The organism is Saccharopolyspora dendranthemae (assembly GCF_007829955.1).
Classification (GTDB): domain Bacteria; phylum Actinomycetota; class Actinomycetes; order Mycobacteriales; family Pseudonocardiaceae; genus Saccharopolyspora; species Saccharopolyspora dendranthemae.
Window position 1 is genome coordinate 148,727 of record NZ_VIWX01000003.1, and the last position, 18,604, is coordinate 167,330.

Sequence of the window (18,604 nt, forward strand, 5' to 3'; positions counted from 1 at the left end):
TGCCGTCCGGTTTGTCCAGACCACTGATGAGAATTCTCGATCGGGACAAAATGTCCTGCGCGACGGGCAACGTTTCACCCTCGCGAAACGATCTGTAACAGTGCGGGTGTTGCGGCACCCGCTCCCAGCTTCCGGAGCGCGGCGCGCATCAGGAAGCGCGGATGCCCGGAGAAGTGGGGTTCACCAGGCATCCGCGTCCGTGGGTCCTCCGCCTGCCATCAATTCCGGGGGACCCACGGAACGTCCGCGAGCGGACGCCCTTCCGACGTCCCGGACGGTTCCCGGGTTTCTCTCCAACGTCGAATCGGCCCCGGAGAAACGATTTTCGCCCGTTCGGCCTATCAAGGACGAATTGTTCGCGGACTGCGTGTGGACGCCTGGACACCCCCAGTAACCTGATCTTTCGTGGACGACTTCGAGACGGCCATCGCCGAGTACTACCGGCTGGGCCCGGAGCGGGATCGCCTCAGCACCTGGGGGTATCTGGAAGCACTGCGGACCGCCGAACTGCTGGGCCGATACCTGCCGCCCGCGCCGGGCGTCGTCTACGACGTCGGCGGCGCCGAGGGCGCCTACGCCCTGCCGCTGGCCCGCGACGGCTACGAGGTGCACCTGGTCGACGCGTGGGGACCGCACGTGACGGCCGCGGCCGAGGCCTCGGCCGCGCAGCCCGCCGCCCCGCTGGCCGGCTGCACCGTCGGCGACGCCCGGGACCTGTCCTTCGACGACGGCACCGCCGACGCGGTGCTGCTGCTCGGCCCCCTCTACCACCTGCTGGAACGCGCCGACCGGCTGCGCGCGCTGCGCGAGGCGCACCGGGTGCTCAAACCCGGCGGCGTGCTGCTGGCGGCCGCGGTGTCGCGCTACGCCTCCACCTTCGACGGGGTGGCGATGGGCGACATCGTCAACCCCGACTTCCAGGAGCTCGTGGAGGGCGCGCTGCGCGACGGCCTGCACCGCAACACCAAGCCCGACGAGTTCCCGCGCTGGTTCACGCTCACCTACTTCCACCGGCCCGCCGACCTGCGCGACGAGGTCGCCGACGCGGGTTTCCGGGCGATCGAGCTGGTGGGCGTGGAGAGCGTCGCGGCGTGGGCCGCCGACACCCGCCGGCTGGCCGAGCCGGAGTACCGCGACGCGACGCTGCGCGCGATCCGCCGCGTCGAGTCGGCCCCGGAGCTGCTGGGCGCGAGCCCGCATCTCATGGCGGTCGCACGCAGGTCCCACTGACATCTCTTCCCGATCTCTCCGGCGTGTCGGGCAACCCCCGGTGCTGTGCCGCTCGTGAAACTGCATGAGACTCAAGGCAGTTCCCGCACCGGCATCGGCACCACCACCCCCGGGAGAACGAGCAGGGTGAAGTACCTGACGAGCACGGCACCGGTCGAACCAGCCGCAGAACCGCACGTCGAGGAAGAGCCTCGGCGATCGGCGCTGGGCAGGTGGCTGGCGCACGTGATCGCGCTGTGCCTGGGTGTCGCCGGGTTGTGCTGCGCGGTCGCGCTGCCGCTGGCTCCGGTGCTGGTCGACCGCACCGAGGTGCACTGGCCGGCGGTGACGGACGAGAACCCCACGACGACGGCGTTCCTCACGCCCTACCGGCCCGCGGAGTTCACCGCGACCGCGCCCTGCGCCACGATGCGCGCCGCGCAAGCGCGGTCCGAACCGACCACGGTGCTGAGCACGCTGCCACCGGGCAGCGACCGCGAGGGCCTGACGCTGTCCACTCAGGACGGGAAACCCCGGTTGCTGCTGGGCGAGCGCGAGATCGAGCTGCCCGCCGGTTCCTGCGGCCTGACCGTGCGCGGGGACGGCGCCGGCTCGGTCGTCGAACCCGCCGGACGTGCGCCGATCGCGCTGCCCGGTGTACCGGCACCGGAGGTGTTCACCTTCGCCACCGCGCTGGAACCCGAGCAGCTGCGCGGGCTCTCGGTCACCGCGCGGACCTACGCGTGGGGTGACACGTCGCCCACCGAGACCAAGGACGGCTTGATCGAGTCGGCTCTGCTGCTCGCGGTGTGCTCGCTGCTGCTGCTGTTCGCGCACACCCCTCCGGTGCTGCGCGGACTCCGGCCGCACCCGCTGCTGTGGCCGGTGGACGCCGGAGTGGCCGCGGTGATCTGGACCTGGCTGTTCATCGGACCGCTCACCGACGACGACGGCTTCGCGATGATGACCGTCCGCAACTACGCCGAGACCGGCGACATCGGCAACTACTACCGGTGGTTCAACGCCTCCGAAGCCCCCTTCACCCTCGTGCAGCACTTCATGCGCTGGTGGTCGGCCGACGGCCTGGAACCGTTCTGGCTGCGGATGCCCAGCGCCGCGGCCGGTCTGCTGCTCTGGCTGGTGATCAGCCGCGGCATCGTGGCCCCGATCTGCCAGGGCAGCAGGCGACTTCCGGTGCACCTGGTCACCGCGGTGCTCTTCCTGGCCTGCTGGCTGCCCTACGGCCTGGGCATCCGCCCGGAACCGTTCCTCGCGCTGGGCACGTCGATCCTGGTCGCGGCGTTGCTGCGGGCCTCGCGCAGCAGCGCGCCGTTCGGCTGGCTGGGCATCGCGGCGCTCGCGTGCGGGCTGACCGCGGCGATCACCCCGACCGGCGTCAGCGCGGCCCTGGTGGTGCTGGTGTTCGCGCCCCGGATCTGGACCCTGCTGATGCGTCGGGGCGCGCTGCCGCGCTGGGCGCTGGTCCCGACCCGCGTCGCGCTGCTGGCGAGCCTGGGTTCGGTCGGACTGGTCGCGATGTTCGCCGACTCGTCCTTCAACGGCGTGCTCCGCGCGACCGAGGTGCACGACGAGTTCGGCCCGAGCCTCGGCTGGTACCAGGAGATCGACCGCTACGCGAAGCTGCTGGGCACCACTATGTGGGGCTCGGCAGGCAAGCGCATGGTCGTGTTCCTGGTGATCACGGCAGTTCTGATCGCCGCGGCGTGCGCGATGCGGCGGCTGCACAGGACCACCGCCATGACCGACCTGCCGGTGCTGCTGGGCTCGGTGGCGGCCGTCCTGGCGGCGCTGTGGCTGACGCCGTCGAAGTGGACGCACCACTTCGGCGCGCTGATCGGGCTCGGCCCCGCGCTGGTGGCGGTGACGGTCGTGCTGCTGGTTCGCGTCGGCGCGCTCGCCGACGGACAGCGGGAATCCCGGCTGCTGGGCGTGTTCGGGACGCTGGCCGCCTCCGTCGCCGCCGGCCTGGCGTTCCTGGGCCCGAACGCGTGGCCGTGGCAGTCGAACCTGGCGATGCCGTGGGCGGACACCCCGGTGCGCCCGGACGTCCCGCTGGACAGCCCGGTGCTGTGGATGCTCCTGGGCGCGGTTGCCGGGCTGGTGACGCTGATCGGCCTGCTGATCCGGATGCGGCTGCGCTCCCGCGCCCTCGGCGGTCTGATGTGGACGATCGCCCCCGCCTCCGTGCTGACCGGGTCCGCGCTGGCGATGGCGCTGGTGCTGCTGGGCTCGTTCCTGTCGGTGCCGGAGACGATGGGCGACCGGTTCTCGGTGGCGCGGATGAACCGGCTCAGCCACGAGGCGTCCAGCTGCGGGCTGGAGGACGAGGTCCAGGCCCTGCCGATCGCGGAGTCCCTCACACCGCTCGACTCCGACGACACCGGGGAGCTGGAGGGATTCGTCGCGGGCGGAGCTCCGCCGCAGGAACCGGACCTCCGGCTGGAGAACCCCGGTGAGCCGCTGCGACGACCGGAGCCGGTCGATCCCGAGGCGCCCCGCGCGGACGAGCCCGTCGCGCGGCAGGCGAGCGAGTTCGCCTGGACCAGCCAGGACGGCGGTCCGCAGAACACCGGCACGCTGATCGCCCCGTGGTTCGGCCTGCCGGAGCTGGACGCGCAGCAGACCCTGTCGCTGTGGGTGTCCGGCCGTCCCGAGCAGGGCAACTCGTTGACCTTGGAGTTCGCGGCCGGGAAACGTCCGCTGGGCCGCGTGGAACTCCGCGACCCGCCGCCCGCCGACCTGCCCTACGAGGACCCGAGGCACGGCCGCGACGTGGACTGGCGCGACTTCACCGCCTGGCGCTCGATGACCGTCGAACCCGGCGACATCCCGGCCGGTGCCGACCGGGTCCGCGTGCTCGCCACCGACCGCAGCACCGACGCGCAAGGCTGGCTGAGCGTCAGCGGCCCGGTCGTGCGCGACGTGGTCGGGGTGAGGCAGGCGCTGGATTCGCAGGGGCCGCTGCTGATCGACTGGCCGATGAGCTTCCTGTTCCCCTGCCGCACCGACTACCCGCGGGTCGGCCACGGCATCGCGGCGAGCCCGCGGATGCTGATCACGCCCCCGGAGGGCGAGTACTCGATGGGCTACGACGCCAACCTCGGCGGCGTGTTCGCCGGAGTGCCCGCGCTCACGGAACGCATGGAGCTGCCCACCCGCCTGCGCGGGACGCCGGGCTACGACTGGGGTCACCTGCTCGTGGTCCGCTACGAACGTGAACGCGATTCCTACACGACGACTCGCCAGCGGGAACGCATCGGCGGCGCCGAGGGGGACGGCGCGTACCCGTTCGAGCAGGAGTGATCGTTTGTGCGAACCGCCGCTCGATGACCGAAACTGATTTTCCCGGGACCGATGTGTGCGGATGACCTGCTGAGGATCGCTGAACTGGGGGAACGTTGCTGGACGGGATGGAGCGAACCGCGGACGCCCCTCCGCCGATGCCCGCCGCACCCCGCCCCCGCCGGCGCGTCGCGAGCGCCCTCGGCCTGATCCTCGGCGTTCTCGCCGTGCTGGCGGCCATCGCCGTCCCGTTCGCCCCGGTCGTCGGCGACCGGGTCACGGTCACCTGGCCGATGGCCGGTCAGCCGCCGGAGAGCACGCTCGCGTTCGTCGTGCCCTACCACCCGGACCAGGTGCACGTCCGAGTTCCGTGCGAGGTCGTCCGAGCAGGTCAGGAACGTGGCGAGTCGACGACCCTGGTGTCGTCCCGACCTCCCGGCCAGCCCACCGAGGGGTTCGCGATCACCACCGCCCAGGACCACGTGATCGCCCTGGTCGCGGGCCGGGAGGCGTTGCGCGCGCCGATCGGCGAGGCCTGCGACGTGTCCATCGACGGCGGGCCGTCCAGCACGACCGCGCGCATCGGCGACCGGACCGCCTCGGTTCCGGCCGGGATCCGCGACATCGTCGCGTTCACCACCGACCTCTCCCCCGACCAGGCCACCGGAACCCAGGTCGAGGTGGTCACCGCCAACTGGTTCGAAACCTCGCCCGCGCAGGCGAAACTCCTGCTCATCGCCGTCCAGGTGGTGCTGGTGGCAGCGGGTTTCGCGATCCTGGCGGTGCTGGACCGACGACGCCGCAGGGACATCGAGCGCCCGGTCCAGCGCCCCCTGCACCGCCTGCTCGGCTACGGCATCGACCTCGGCCTGGTGGCGGTCCTGGCCGGCTGGTGGCTGGTGGGCCCGAACGGTCCCGACGACTCGTTCGCCTCGGTGACCGCGCAGAACGGGCTGCGCACCGGCGACATCGGCAACTACTACCGCTGGGAGAACGCCTCCGAGGCGCCCTTCACGCTGGTCCAGCAGATGCTGATGCACGTCGCCGACTGGAACCAGAACCCGCTGGCCATGCGCATTCCCAGCATCCTGGCCGCGCTGGTGACCTGGCTGGTGCTCAGCCGGGGCGTGCTCGGCGCGGCCATGCCCGGCCAGCACCACCGGCCGCTGGTCCGCGCGCTGGCCGCGCTGGCTTTCCTGTCCTGGTGGTTGCCGTTCGGGATGGGCGTGCGGCCGGAGGCGTTCGAAGCGCTGGGGCTCACCGTCGTGCTGGCCGTCGTGCTGCAGGCCGCGCGCACCGAGCGGCGGGTGTGGCTCGGCGTCGCCGCCCTGGCCGCGGGGCTGTCGATCGCGATCAACCCGATGGGCATCACCGCGATCGCCCCGTTCGTGGTGCTCGCGCCCCGTCTGTGGCGGATGGCCGGGGTCGGGGTGGCCGCGCTGCTGGCCGGGATCGCCTCGTTCGGCCTGGTGGTGATGTTCGCCGACCAGTCCCTGTTCGGCGCGGCGAAGGCCACCGACCTGCACGGCTACTACGGACCCGACGTGCCGTGGTTCCAGGAGGTGACGCGCTGGCAGTACCTGCTGGGCTTCGACCTCCAGGGCGACGTCGCCCGCCGCGCCGCCATCCTGCTCACCCTGGTCGTCGCGGCCTTCAGCGCCGCGATCCTGCTGCGCACCCACCGCGTGAACCGCGGGGATCACGGCGAGCAGGACCGCGGTCCGCTGGGCGGGGCGGGGTTGCGGTTCGCGCACGTGCCGGTGGCGTCGTTGCTGATCAGCATGGCTCTGATGACGCTGACGCCGTCGAAGTGGACGCACTACTTCGGCGCGCTCGCCGGCGTGGGAGCCGCTACTCTGACCGCGGGCGCGGTGCTGATCGGCGTCGCCGCTGTCACCGCGAGCCGGGACCGAGCGGTGCTCGTCGCCGGACTGGTGGGAACCGTGCTCGCCGTCGGTGCGGCGGCGCTGGTGTTCTCCGGCAAGAACAACTGGTTCCTGCACTCGCAGTACGGGGTGCTCTGGGGCGAGAGCCCGGTCCGGCCGCTGAACAACCCGCTGAGCTGGCTGCTCATCGCCGGGCTGCTGGTGGCCGCGTCCGCGCTGGCCGGGAAGGGCGACGACCGAGTGCGACGCGCGCTGATCCGCGCGCCGATGCTGGTCTGCGTCACGGCGATGGGGGTGGCGGTGACGGTCGTGCTGGGTTCCTTCGCGGTCGCTCCGATCCGGCAGGGCGACGCCTACTCCATCGGCGGGCAGGGCATCGCCGCAGCGCGCGGTGGGAGTTGCGGCATCGCCGACAAGATCGTGGTCACCCCGGACCTGCGCCCGCTGCCCGGCGGCGACGGCGCCGAGATGGCCGGGTTCACCGAAGGAACCGGTTTCGCACCGGATTTCACCCCGCCCGAGAACGTCCCCGTGTGGGGAAGCCTGACCGGCGGGCAGATCAACACGGGGACGCTGACCACGGGCTGGTTCCCGCTGCCCGCGCTCGCCCCCGACCAGGAGCTCGCCTTCGGAGTGGCCGGGCGCAGCGGCGACGGGAACCGGGTCGCGCTGGAGTTCTCCGGTCCCGGCGGTACCCGGGAGGTCGTGCTGGACGACACCTGGATGGACGCCGACGAGCGCGAGACCTACCCGACCGACCACGTCATCGAGGACGAGCCGCAGGACCACCCGGGCTGGCGGGACATGCACCTGTCCCCCGCGCAGATCCCCGCGGGCGCCGAGCAGGTCCGCATCACCGCGACCGACGGCACGACCGATCCGGCCGGCTGGCTCGCGGTCAGCGGCCCTCGGCTCCGGCAGGTCATCCCGCTGACCGAGTACATGCAGGACCGGGCCCCGACCTACGTCGACTGGTCGATGACCTGGAACATGCCGTGCCTGCGGGATCTCCCGCAGGTCGGCGGTGGTCTCGTCGAAGCGCCCGCCTACCTGATCACGCCGCCCGGCTCGATGGGATTCGGCGGTACCGCCGCGTTCGAGCGCGGGATCGGCGGGGCGTTCGCCGGGGTTCGCGACGTCGGTGCGCAGGAGGAGATCCCGACGAGGCTCAACGGTTACGAGAAAACACCCGAATATTCCGAGTGGGGCCACCTCATCCAGGTGCAATACCCCTACCCGGGCAACCGATTCGACGTCCACCGCGTTCAAGCTCCACGGTGGGGTTGGCGAGGGGAGTGACCATGGCCGACACGATGCGCCACGAGGTCGGGATACCGGTACCGCAGCAGGCACGAACCTCCGATGCCGAGGCACCGCAACTGATCTCCTACGTGCTGCCGGTCTACAACGAGGCCGAGGGGATCAAGCACTTCCACACCGAGCTGACCTCCGCTGTCGCGCAGCGGCCCGAGTTCGACTTCGAGTTCATCTACGTCAACGACGGTTCCGCCGACGGTTCGCTGCGCATCCTGCACGACGTGGCGAAGAACGACCCGCGAGTGCGGGTGATCGACTTCGCGCGCAACTTCGGCCACCAGATCGCCATCACCGCGGGCCTGGACTACGCCGCGGGCGAGGCGGTGATCGTGATGGACACCGATCTGCAGGACCCGCCGCGGGTGAGCCTGGAGATGATCGACGCCTGGCTGGCCGGCGCGGAGGTCGTGCAGGCCCGGCGGCGGACCCGGCGCGACACCCCGTTCAAGCGCGCCACCGCGCACGCCTACTACCGGGTGCTGCGCAGCTGCTCCGACGTCGACATCCCCGTCGACACGGGCGATTTCCGGCTGCTCAACCGACGTGCCGCCGAAGAGCTGCGCAGCTTCCGGGAACGCAGCCGGTTCATCCGCGGCATGGTCGCCTCGATGGGCTTCAACCAGCAGGAACTGCTCTTCGACCGGGACGAGCGGCTCGCGGGCGAGACCAAGTACCCGATGCGCAAGATGCTGCGGCTGGCCGCCGACGGCGTCACCGGGTTCTCCACCGCACCCCTCAAGCTGATCACCCGGATGGGGTTCGCGGCCCTCGCCCTGGCGTTTCTGGGGATCATCTACTCGGTAACGCTGCGGCTCTTCTTCCCCGAAGTCACCGTCTCGGGGTGGACGATGCTGATGGTCGTGATGCTGTTCCTCGGTGGGCTGCAGATGCTGTCGCTGGGAGTCATCGGCAGCTACATCGGCCGCATCTACAGCGAAGTGCAACAACGACCCCTCTACATCGTCCGGGATGTGATCCGGCATGACGAAGATTGAGCCGCGTCCCCGGCTGATCAGCCGGGAACTGCTGCTCTACACGGTGATCGGCGGCAGCGGCGTGCTGCTGGACTACCTGCTGTTCCTGGTGCTGTTCAACTACGTCGGGATGCACCACCAGCTGGCCAACGTGCTGAGCACGACAGCCGGGATCACCAACAACTTCGTGCTCAACTCGCTGTTCAACTTCCGCAAGACGGACCGGATCGTGGTGCGGTTCCTGCGGTTCTACGCTGTGGGCATCGCCGGGATCGTGCTGACGTTCCTGCTGCTGGCGGTGTTCTCCACGGGGATCGGGATCGACGCGAACCTGGTCAAGCTCGCCAGCCTCCCGGTGGTCCTGCTGTTCCAGTACACGATCAACAAGAGGTGGAGTTTCGGATGAGAGTGGGGATCGTCGGCGCCGGCGCCACCGGGCTGACCGCGGCCTTCGACGCGGTGCGCGCCGGACACGACGTGACGGTGCTGGAGGCCTCCGCCGAGCTCGGCGGGCTCGCGGCGTCGCTCGAGGTCGGTGGCACCCCGCTGGAGCGCTTCTACCACCACAGCTTCCGCAGCGACGAGGCGATGATCGAGCTCATCGACGACCTCGGGCTCAGCGACAAGCTGCGGTTCCACAAGCCGACCACCGGCGTCTACTTCAAGGGCGAGCTGCACGACTTCGGCACCCCGCTGGAGATGCTGAAGTTCCCCGAGTTCTCGATGCTCGACCGGTTGCGGTTCGGCGCGTCGGCCGCGGCGCTGAAGGTGATCCGCGACGGCTCCCGGTTCAACGGGGTCCGCGCACTGGACTGGATGCGGCGCTGGGCGGGCAAGAACGTCACGGCGACGATCTGGGAACCGCTGCTGCAGGGCAAGTTCGGCGAGCACGCCGAGGAGATCTCGATGGCGTGGCTGTGGGCCAGGATCCACTGCCGCACCTTCGAACTCGGCTACGTCCACGGCGGTTTCGACCAGGTCTACCGCGCGCTGACCGAGGCGGTCACCGAGCGCGGCGGGAAGATCGAGTTCACCAAGCCGGTCTCGTCCATCACCCAGCCCTCGGAGTCGGTGCTGGTGGGAGCCTCGGACGGCAGCACCTACGAGTTCGACCACCTCATCGTCACGGTCCCGCAGCCCGCCTTCGCCAAGGCCGCCGACATCGAGTCCGACGACGTGCTCTGGCGCAACCAGTACCTGGGCGCGACCTGCTTCATCCTCGAGGTGGACCGCAGCGTCATCCCCCACTACTGGCTCAACATCAACGACCCGGAGTTCCCGTTCCTGGCGGTCGTCGAGCACACGAACATGGTCGACCGGCAGGAGTACCACGGGAACCACATCGTCTACGTGGGCAACTACGTTCCGCGCGATGACTGGCGGTTCACCACCGACCCGGCCGAGCTGCTGCAGGCGTACGTCCCGTGGCTCAAGCGGCTCAACCCGGAGTTCGACGAGTCCTGGATCAAGAACTGGCACTTCTCCAAGGCCGGTTTCGCCCAGCCCATCGTCACCCCGACCTACCGGTCGCTCATCCCGCCGCACAAGACGCACATGCCGGGCGTCACCCTGGCCACGATGTCCCAGATCTACCCCCAGGACCGCGGCCAGTCCTACGCCATCGCCATGGCCCACCAGATCACCGAAAGCCTCGGACTCCGCTGAGGCTCTCGTTTTCGTGTGGGGGTGGGGGAAGTTCTCATGAGAACTTCCCCCACCCCGTACGGGACCACACTCCGGTACTCGAACTTCGAGGTAGCGCCCCGGGTCAGGACTCGTCGAGGCCCGGGGTGCCATCGTGGATGGTGAACGTGGCGAGGTCGTGCACCGGGGCTCCGGGCTTGGAGACCTGCGGCAGGACCTTGTAGGTCGCCGTCATCTCCGTCTCGGTGATCTTGGTGGAGATGTAACCGCGCTGGTTGTTGTAGAGGCGGACGTGCGGGTTCTCGGCCAGGTAGGCCTTCTCCTTCTCCGTCAGCTCAGCCGAACCGTCGCCGCCGCTGGTGATGGAGGTGGCGGTGAGCTCCGTGGCCACGACGTCCTCACCATCGCGGACCTCGTTCGCCCAGTGGGTGTGGACGTCGCCGGTCAGGACGACCGGGTTGCGCGTGCGCGCCTGCTTCCAGCCCCGGATGACCCGCTGCCGCGAGCCGACGTAGCCGTCCCAGGCATCCGGGTTGAAGGCCCTCTCCTGGCCATTGAGGTAGTCGATCTCGGCGAACATGACCTGCTGCCCCAGCACGTCCCAGCGCGCCCGCGAGGAGCGCAGGCCCTGCAGCAGCCAGCGCTCCTGCTCGGCGCCGGTGAGGCTGCGCGCTGGGTCCAGCCGTGCCGGGTCCTGGGTCGGGAACTCGTCGTTGCCGACCTGGTCGTCCCGGTACTGGCGGGTGTCGAGCATGTGGAAGGTGGCCAGCGAACCCCACTCGATCCGCCGGAACAGCCGCAGGTCGATGCCCTGCGGGAGCTGGGCGCGGCGGAGCGGCATGTTCTCGTAGTAGGCCTTGAACGCGGCCGCGCGGCGCTCCCGGAAGTGGGGCTGCGGCTCGTCCGGGTGCTCGTAGACCTCGTCCGCCCAGTTGTTGTCCACCTCGTGGTCGTCCCAGACCACCACCCACGGGGCCGCGGCGTGCGCGTGCTGCAGGTCGGCGTCCGTCTTGTACTGGGCGTGCCGCTGCCGGTAGTGGGCCAGCGTCTCGGTCTCCGGACCGGCGTGGTCGCGGACGTTGCCGCCCGGGATCTCGTAGTCGCCCGCCTGGTACTCGTACTGGTAGTCGCCCAGGTGCAGGACCAGGTCCGGACGCTCGTCGCCGAGGTGGCGGTAGGCGGTGAAGTAACCGTGCTCGTACTGGGCGCAGGAGGCGAAGGCCATCGACAGCTCGCCCATCGTGCCCGGCAGCGGAGCCGTCCGGGTGCGCCCGGCCGGCGAGACCGAGCCCTCCGCGCGGAACCGGTAGAAGTAGTCGCGCCCAGGGCGCAGGCCCTCCAGCTCGACGTGCACGCTGTGGCCCATCTCGGGTGCCGCCTGCGCCTCACCGCGCCGCACGACGCGGGTGAACCTCTCGTCCTCGGCGACCTCCCACTGCACCGGGATGGTCTTGGCAGGCATGCCGCCGGAACCGTCCTCGGCGAGCGGGTCGGCGGCCAGGCGCGTCCACAGCACGAAACCGTTCGGCAGCGGATCACCGGAGGCCACGCCGAGGGTGAACACCTCACCTCGCCGGGTCGCGCCGGCGCCCGGCAGCGACAGCGCGGAAGGGGCGGCGGCGACGGTCAGCGCGGCCGCACCGGCAGCGCCACCGATCAGCACGCCGCGGCGGGAGAACAGCGAATCGGACTTGTCCATCGGGGTCGGTCCTCCATCGGGTTCGGGAACGACGACCACTCTCACCGGCCCGGATGAACGCACCGGTGATCGACCGTGAACACAGCGTGCCGAACGACGAAGTCCCCGGCCACAGGAGTGACCGGGGACTTCGACGAAACGCTGCTTACAGGTAGAACGCCAGGAAGAGGCAACCGGCGAGGATCACGCCGAGCACCATCAGGACCTTGTCCTTGAGGACCACTTCCTCCGGCTCACCGGCGACGCCCTTGTCGATGTCCACCGCGTACCGCAGGATCGCGATCACCATCGGCACGATGGAGATCAGGCCCCAGCGCGACATCTCGAACTCGCGGATGTCGTAGGCCCACAGCGAGTAGGTCATGATCGTGATCGCAGCCGCGATGGCCCACACGAACCGCAGGTACGACGGCGAGTACGCCTTCAGCGACTTGCGGATCTTCGCGCCGGTCTCAGCCGCCAGCTTCACCTCGGCGTAGCGCTTGCCCGCCACCATGAACAGCGAGCCGAACGCCACGATCAGGTAGAACCACTGGGTGATCACCAGGTTCGCCGCCGCACCACCGGCGATGGCGCGCAGCAGGAACCCGGAGGCCACGATGCACAGGTCGATCACCGGCTGGTGCTTGAGACCGAAGCAGTAGCCCAGCTGCACCGCGATGTAGAGCGCCATCACCGCCAGCAGCTGCATGCTCGTCAGACCCGAGATCAGCAGCGAGCCGCCCAGCAGCAGCACGCACACCACGTAGGCGATCGGCACCGGGATCAGGCCGGCCGCGATCGGGCGGTTGCGCTTGGTCGGGTGCTGCCGGTCCGCCTCGACGTCGATCGCGTCGTTGACGAAGTAGATGCCCGAAGCGGCCATCGAGAACACCACGAACGCGATCACCGCGTCGAGCAGGATGGCCGGGTCCAGGATCGCGCCCGCCGCGAACGGCACGGCCAGCACCAGGACGTTCTTCACCCACTGCTTGGGGCGAAGCTCCTTGACCAGACCGGTCAGCAGACCGGCAGGCGTTCCCGCCTTCGAGGTCACCTTCGCGTGGTAGGCGTCCGACGACTTGTCCTTCTCGTCGTTGGTCTTCTCCGGCTCCGCCTCCAGCACCTCGTCGCCGAACTCGGCGCCGATGGTCCCTTCCGCGTCAGCCTCCACCTCGGCCTTCTTCGAGGCACTGGTGTCCTCAGAGGCCTTCTTCGCCTCGACCGCCTCGGCGGCGTCGGCCACGTCGGCCGAAGCTTGCTTGTTGTCAGGCACGGTTCCTCCGCCGTCTCATGAACCGCCGGGTGACCAGCGCAACGGCACCGCCGAGCGCCGAACCGGCGACCACATCGCTCGGGTAATGAACCCCCAGGACAAGACGGCTGACCATCATGGGCGGCACCAATGCCGGGGTCAGCTTCTTGCCGGTCAACCCGCCGTAGAGCACCGCGGCGGCCGTCGTGGACGTCGCGTGCGAGGACGGGAAGCTCAGCTGGCTCGGCGTACCGACCAGCACCTGGATCTCGGGGTCTTTCGGGCGCGGGCGGCGGACCACCCGCTTGACCGCGATCGACGCCGCGTGCGCGGCAGCGACCCCGGCCGCGGCGGTGACCCACTCACCACGGCGCTTGCGGTCGACCAGCGCACCGACGGCGCCGATGGCCAGCCAGCCTGCGGCGTGCTCACCGAACAGCGACATCGCGTGCGCCGTCTTGACGACCGCGGGCTTGGCCAACGCGCCCTGCACCTTGCGCAGCGCGATGGTCTCGGCCGTGACCTCCTCGTCGTGCTTGAGGTCGGTCACGTCCTCGGGGGCGATCAGCGTAGTCAGCTCTGCCACTTCGTCTCCGGGAAAGTCGGCGTCATTGGGGATCAAAGACTTGCTTCCAGGACTCCGCGCTGGTCAGCTCCGGCAGCGCGGCGCGGTACTCCTCGCGGAGCCTCGCCCACTCCTGGCCGAGCCGCTTGTAGTTGGCCAGCGCCTCCAGGCCCAGCCGCCGGAACGTCTCCGGGTCGCGGCGGCGGAACGCCACACCGCTCCCGTCGGCGTTGGACACCGTGGCGCTGTCCAGGTTGCCCAGCAGGAACCAGCGCGCCGCAGCGGCCGGGACGTTGAGCTGAGGCCGGTCGGACGCCTCGTGCGACGGTTCCTTGAGGTTGTGCAGCAGCGCCTTGGACGCGCGCGCCGCGATCACCGCGGGGTTCACCGGCGGGTTGAGCATGCCCTCGGCCATGATCGGATCAGCGGTCGGCGGCGGGAACTCCCGCGCCGACGGCAACGTCGTGGCGTCGGCGTAGTCCTTGCGCAGCTCGCGAACCTCGGGCAGCGCCGAGCGCAGGCTGTCGAACAGGCCCGACGGGCCCTTCATGAAGTCCTCGATGGCCTTCTGCTGGACCGCCACCGTGGAGTACTCCATCGACAGCAGGTGCCGCAGCGTGAGCTTGAGGCCCTGCTTGACGATGTTGTTCTTGACCTCTTCCGGGCTGTGCAGCGCGGCCAGGATCAGCCGGTTGCGGGTGTGGAAGTAGGCGGTCCAGTCCGTGGCGTCGTTCTTGTCCGTCCACGGCATGTGCCAGATCGCGGCACCCGGCAGCGTCACCGTCGGGTAGCCGTGGCCGCCCGCGCGCAGCGAGTACTCCGAGTCGTCGTGCTTGATGAACAGCGGCAGCGGCAGCCCGGTGCGCTCGATGATCTCGCGCGGGAACAGGCACATCCACCAGCCGTTGTAGGTCGAGTGGATGCGCTGGTGCAGCTTCTTGGTCTTGCGCAGCGGCTTCTTGGCGAAGTCGTGGTCGGTGACCGCGCCCGGCGCCGCGCGCCAGATTCCCTGGCCGAGGTCGACGACCTCGCCCATGGTGTGCAGCCGCGAACGGGCCTGCAGGTTGAGCATCTGACCACCGACGATGACCGGCTGGGTGGCGGCGCGGGCGAAGGCGTTGGCCCGCAGCACGCCGTCCGGCTCCAGGGCGATGTCATCGTCGATGACCATCACCTGGGCGGCGGTGGAGTTGTGGATGCCCTCGTACATGACCCGGCCGAAACCGCCGGAACCGCCGAGGTTGTCCTGCTCAATGACGTGCAGCTTGTCGCCGATGGCCTTGGCGGCCTCGTCGAAGCCCTCGACCTCGTGGATCTTCTGCGGACCCTGGTCGGCCACGATGACCCGCTCCACCACGGCCATGACCTGCGGGTCTTCCCCAAGGGTCTTCAGCGCCTCGATGCACTCCGAGGGCCGGATGGTGGTGGTACCGACGACGACCTGCTGCCGGGGCATCGGCTGTTCGGTGGTCCAGGCACCGTCGCTGATCTCCAGCTCGGCGTCGTTGGTGAACAGGTCGAACCAGATCCAGCCGCCGTCCTCGAAGGGCTGCAGCGAGACCTTGAACTCCAGCGCCGTCCAGTCCTCGCTGGACACCGGGGAGCCCTGCAGGTGAACGCTGTCGCCGTTGACCTTCGAGCGGTAGACGTCGAGCCGACCGGACCCCTTGACCTGCAGCCGCAGCACGACCTCTTCGATCTTGGTCCAACGCTTCCAGTAGCTGGCCGGGAAGGCGTTGAAGTAGGACGCGAGCGAGATCTTGCTGTGCGCGGGCAGACGCAGGTTGCGCCGGGAGACGACCGTCGCCGTGCTGGCCAGCGCTTCGGGCTCGTCGATGTAGAGCGGACGAACGTCCAGCGGGTCCTGGCCACGCGGGAACACGATCCGCTGCAGCACCTGCTCAGGCGCCACGTCCGAGGTCCCTGCGCGCACCGAAGTGACGTCGCTGAGCTTGCTCTCACCAGCGGCGTTGGGCTCTCGGGGGGTCCGGTCGGTCACGTCAGTCCTCCAGCGAGCCGTCCAGCGAACGACCCTCGGTGAAGTATGGAGCGATCTTGTTGTCGAACATGCTCAGCGCCGAGCCGATGGCCATGTGCATGTCCAGGTACTTGTAGGTGCCCAATCGACCACCGAAGATGACCTTGCGCTCCTTGGCCTCCTTCTTGGCCAGTTCGCGGTAGGCCTCCAGCTTGCGCCGGTCCTCCGAGGTGTTGATCGGGTAGTAGGGCTCGTCGCCGCTCTCCGCGGACCGCGAGTACTCCCGCACCACCACGGTCTTGTCCGACGGGTAGTAGTCCCGCTCGGGGTGGAAGTGCCGGAACTCGTGGATCCGGGTGTAGGGGACCTCTTCGTCGGCGTAGTTCATCACCGACGTGCCCTGGAAGTCGCCAGTGGCCACGACCTCGGTCTCGAAGTCCAGCGTGCGCCAGCCGAGCTCGCCCTCGGCGTACTCGAAGTACTGGTCCAGCGGCCCGGTGTAGACGACCGGGACGTCGGCGGGCAGCTCTCCGCGCACGTCGAAGAAGTCGGTCGCGATCCGAACGTCGATGTTCGCGTGCTCCGCCATCTTCTCCAACCACGCGGTGTAGCCCTCGACGGGCAGGCCCTCGTAGTCGTCGCTGAAGTAGCGGTTGTTGAGGTTGTAGCGAACCGGCAGCCGGCTGATGATCGCCGCGGGCAGTTCCTTGGGGTCGGTCTGCCACTGCTTGGCCGTGTACCCGCGCACGAAGGCCTCGTACAGCGGGCGGCCGATCAGCGAGATCGCCTTCTCCTCGAGGTTCTGCGCGTCCGCGGTGTCGATCTCGGACGCGTGCTCGGCAACCAGCGCCTTCGCCTCGTCCGGGGTGAACGCACGACCGAAGAACTGGGACAACAGACCCAAGTTCATCGGGAACGAGTAAATCTGCCCCTGGTGTTTGGTGAACACCCGGTGCTGATAGTTGGTGAATTCGGTGAACTGGTTTACGTAATCCCACACGCGTTTGTTCGAGGTGTGGAAAAGGTGCGCACCGTAGCGGTGCACCTCGATACCGGTTTCGGGCTCCGCCTCCGAGTAGGCGTTGCCCCCGATGTGGTCACGTCGGTCCAGCACCAGCACCCGCTTGTCCAGCTGGGTGGCGGCGCGCTCTGCGATCGTGAGGCCGAAGAATCCGGAACCAACAACGATCAGGTCATAGCCTGCGAAGCTCACAGTCGTCGAGGGTAGCTGGAGCGCGAGGACACCCCGAAACCGCGTTGACGTTATTGGCTACATATGACCACGAAGAGTGTCGATATCGCTGCCGAAGACTGCCTCTTGCTCGCTGTCCAGGCAGTTCGTCACCCATCCGAGGTGATAGCCGCGACTATTCGTGGCTGTTAATACCCGTTAGGCGACGCTCCCGGCGCGTCGGACGACGACTACCATCACGCCGTACCGACGCGCCGGTGAAACCCCTTCACGCAGGTCCGAGACTCCGGGACGGGCGCGCAACGCTGGGTGGTGAGCTGTGGGGTCGACGCGCGCCCGTGACGGGCGTCACTTGCTGGTGGCGGCAATTCTGCTGGAGGTCCTGGCGGTCTGGTTCGTGCACTGGATCGACACCCGCGGCTACATGGACACCGAGATTTACCGGCTTGGTGCGCGCGCGTGGCTCAACGGTTACCAGGTCTACGGCGACGACCTGACCCCGGAGAGCCCGGACTCCTCGACGTTGCCGTTCATCTACCCGCCGTTCGCCGCGCTGCTGTTCGTGCCGCTGACCTGGATGTCCGAGACGTCCGCCGTGGTCGTGGTCGCGCTGTGCTCGCACCTGGCGATCCTGCTGACCTCCTACTCGCTGGCCCGCTCCTCGCGGCACGTCGCGCCGCACGCCGGCAAGATCGCCGTCGCCACCGCGCTGCTGCTGCCGTGGCTGACGCTGATCGAGCCCGCGCGCGACACCCTCAACTACGGCCAGATCAACCTGGTGCTGATGGGTCTGGTCGCCGCCGACTGCCTGCTCCCGCGCACCCGGTGGCCGCGCGGGATGCTGGTCGGCATCGCCGCCGCGATCAAGCTGACGCCGCTGGGCTTCCTGCTGTTCTTCCTGCTGCGCAGGGACTACCGGGCCATGGCGGTCTCCGCGGCCACCTTCGCCGCCACCGTGCTGCTCGGACTGCTGGCGGCGCCGCGCGACTCCGCGGACTGGTGGCTGGACAAGATGCTGTCCACCGGCGACTCGTTCGGCACCGTCTACGCGGGCAACCTGACGCTGCGCAGCCTGCTGGCCAAGCAGGAGCTGACCGGCTTCGCGCTGAACTCGCTGTGGATCGTCGGCTCGCTGCTGCTGCTCGCGCTGGTCGTGGTGGGCATCCGCTACGCGCTGAGCACCGCCGACCTGCCGCTGGCGCTGGTGCTCAACGCGGTGTGGATCCTGCTGGTCTCGCCGATCTCCTGGTCGCACCACTGGGTGTGGGCAGGTCCCGCGATCGCGCTGATGTTCATGATGGCGCTGCGCAACCGCTGGTACGGAATGATGATCGCGGTGGTGATCTCCGCGATCACGGTTCTGGCCGGGCCGCAGTGGTACCTGCCCAACACCGGGGATCGCGAACTGGACTGGACTTTCTCGCAGCAGATCGTGGGCAACGCCTACACGTTGATCGGGATCGGATTCCTGGTGTCCGCTGCGGTGGCCTACGCGCGATTCGGCAGGAGCCCGGTGAATTCCCCGGATTTCCCCAGCGGGTCTCTGATTCCGGGACGCTGAACACCTCCCGCGGAATCGGGCATAACGGAATTCCAGACGGCG

General features: G+C 69.2%; 12 protein-coding genes. 7 read left to right on the forward strand and 5 right to left on the reverse strand.

Annotated features, from left to right (window positions below; all coding sequences use genetic code 11):
* Nucleotides 1–405: 405 nt before the first annotated feature.
* The 6 genes from FHU35_RS15935 (at nucleotide 406) to FHU35_RS15960 (ending at nucleotide 10,354) form a co-directional block, all read left to right on the forward strand.
* On the forward strand, nucleotides 406–1,230 hold the full coding sequence (locus FHU35_RS15935; protein ID WP_145740412.1) for a class I SAM-dependent methyltransferase: 825 nt from the start codon (nucleotides 406–408) through the stop codon (nucleotides 1,228–1,230).
* A 126-nt stretch (nucleotides 1,231–1,356) separates the two neighbouring features.
* Nucleotides 1,357–4,533 carry an arabinosyltransferase domain-containing protein gene (locus FHU35_RS15940; protein WP_145740414.1) on the forward strand — a complete coding sequence of 1,059 codons (3,177 nt, stop codon included), beginning with the start codon at nucleotides 1,357–1,359 and terminating at the stop codon, nucleotides 4,531–4,533.
* A gap of 137 nt (nucleotides 4,534–4,670) precedes the next feature.
* Nucleotides 4,671–7,697: an arabinosyltransferase domain-containing protein gene (locus FHU35_RS15945; protein ID WP_246110348.1), complete on the forward strand. Its 3,027-nt coding sequence runs from the start codon at nucleotides 4,671–4,673 to the stop codon at nucleotides 7,695–7,697.
* A 2-nt stretch (nucleotides 7,698–7,699) separates the two neighbouring features.
* Nucleotides 7,700–8,710 carry a glycosyltransferase gene (locus FHU35_RS15950; protein ID WP_145740417.1) on the forward strand — a complete coding sequence of 337 codons (1,011 nt, stop codon included), beginning with the start codon at nucleotides 7,700–7,702 and terminating at the stop codon, nucleotides 8,708–8,710.
* Nucleotides 8,697–9,095: a GtrA family protein gene (locus FHU35_RS15955; protein WP_145740419.1), complete on the forward strand. Its 399-nt coding sequence runs from the start codon at nucleotides 8,697–8,699 to the stop codon at nucleotides 9,093–9,095. The genes FHU35_RS15950 and FHU35_RS15955 overlap by 14 nt, the downstream gene beginning before the upstream one ends.
* Complete coding sequence (locus tag FHU35_RS15960; protein WP_145740421.1) at nucleotides 9,092–10,354, forward strand: NAD(P)/FAD-dependent oxidoreductase; 1,263 nt, start codon at nucleotides 9,092–9,094, stop codon at nucleotides 10,352–10,354. Before FHU35_RS15955 ends, FHU35_RS15960 begins: the two co-directional genes overlap by 4 nt.
* Before the next feature lie 103 nt (nucleotides 10,355–10,457).
* Here FHU35_RS15960 and FHU35_RS15965 read toward each other — a convergent pair whose 3' ends face one another.
* The 5 genes from FHU35_RS15965 to glf form a co-directional block, all read right to left on the reverse strand.
* Entirely contained in the window at nucleotides 10,458–12,032 is a 1,575-nt protein-coding gene (locus FHU35_RS15965) for an alkaline phosphatase D family protein (protein WP_145740423.1), read from the reverse strand.
* 145 nt (nucleotides 12,033–12,177) lie between these two features.
* Nucleotides 12,178–13,287, reverse strand: a complete 1,110-nt coding sequence (locus FHU35_RS15970) for a decaprenyl-phosphate phosphoribosyltransferase (protein ID WP_145740425.1) — start codon at nucleotides 13,285–13,287, stop codon at nucleotides 12,178–12,180.
* Nucleotides 13,280–13,852 (reverse strand): phosphatase PAP2 family protein, encoded by a 573-nt coding sequence (locus tag FHU35_RS15975; RefSeq protein ID WP_186459454.1) that lies wholly within the window; start codon nucleotides 13,850–13,852, stop codon nucleotides 13,280–13,282. The genes FHU35_RS15970 and FHU35_RS15975 overlap by 8 nt, the downstream gene beginning before the upstream one ends.
* A gap of 22 nt (nucleotides 13,853–13,874) precedes the next feature.
* Nucleotides 13,875–15,830 (reverse strand): glycosyltransferase, encoded by a 1,956-nt coding sequence (locus FHU35_RS15980; protein ID WP_145740427.1) that lies wholly within the window; start codon nucleotides 15,828–15,830, stop codon nucleotides 13,875–13,877.
* A 1-nt stretch (nucleotide 15,831) separates the two neighbouring features.
* The gene (gene glf / locus FHU35_RS15985) at nucleotides 15,832–17,022 is read right to left on the reverse strand and encodes a UDP-galactopyranose mutase (RefSeq protein ID WP_145740430.1); all 1,191 of its coding nucleotides are present in this window, start codon (nucleotides 17,020–17,022) and stop codon (nucleotides 15,832–15,834) included.
* A 298-nt stretch (nucleotides 17,023–17,320) separates the two neighbouring features.
* Between glf and FHU35_RS15990 the strand changes: the two genes are divergently transcribed.
* Nucleotides 17,321–18,562, forward strand: a complete 1,242-nt coding sequence (locus tag FHU35_RS15990) for a glycosyltransferase 87 family protein (protein ID WP_145740431.1) — start codon at nucleotides 17,321–17,323, stop codon at nucleotides 18,560–18,562.
* Nucleotides 18,563–18,604: the final 42 nt, after the last annotated feature.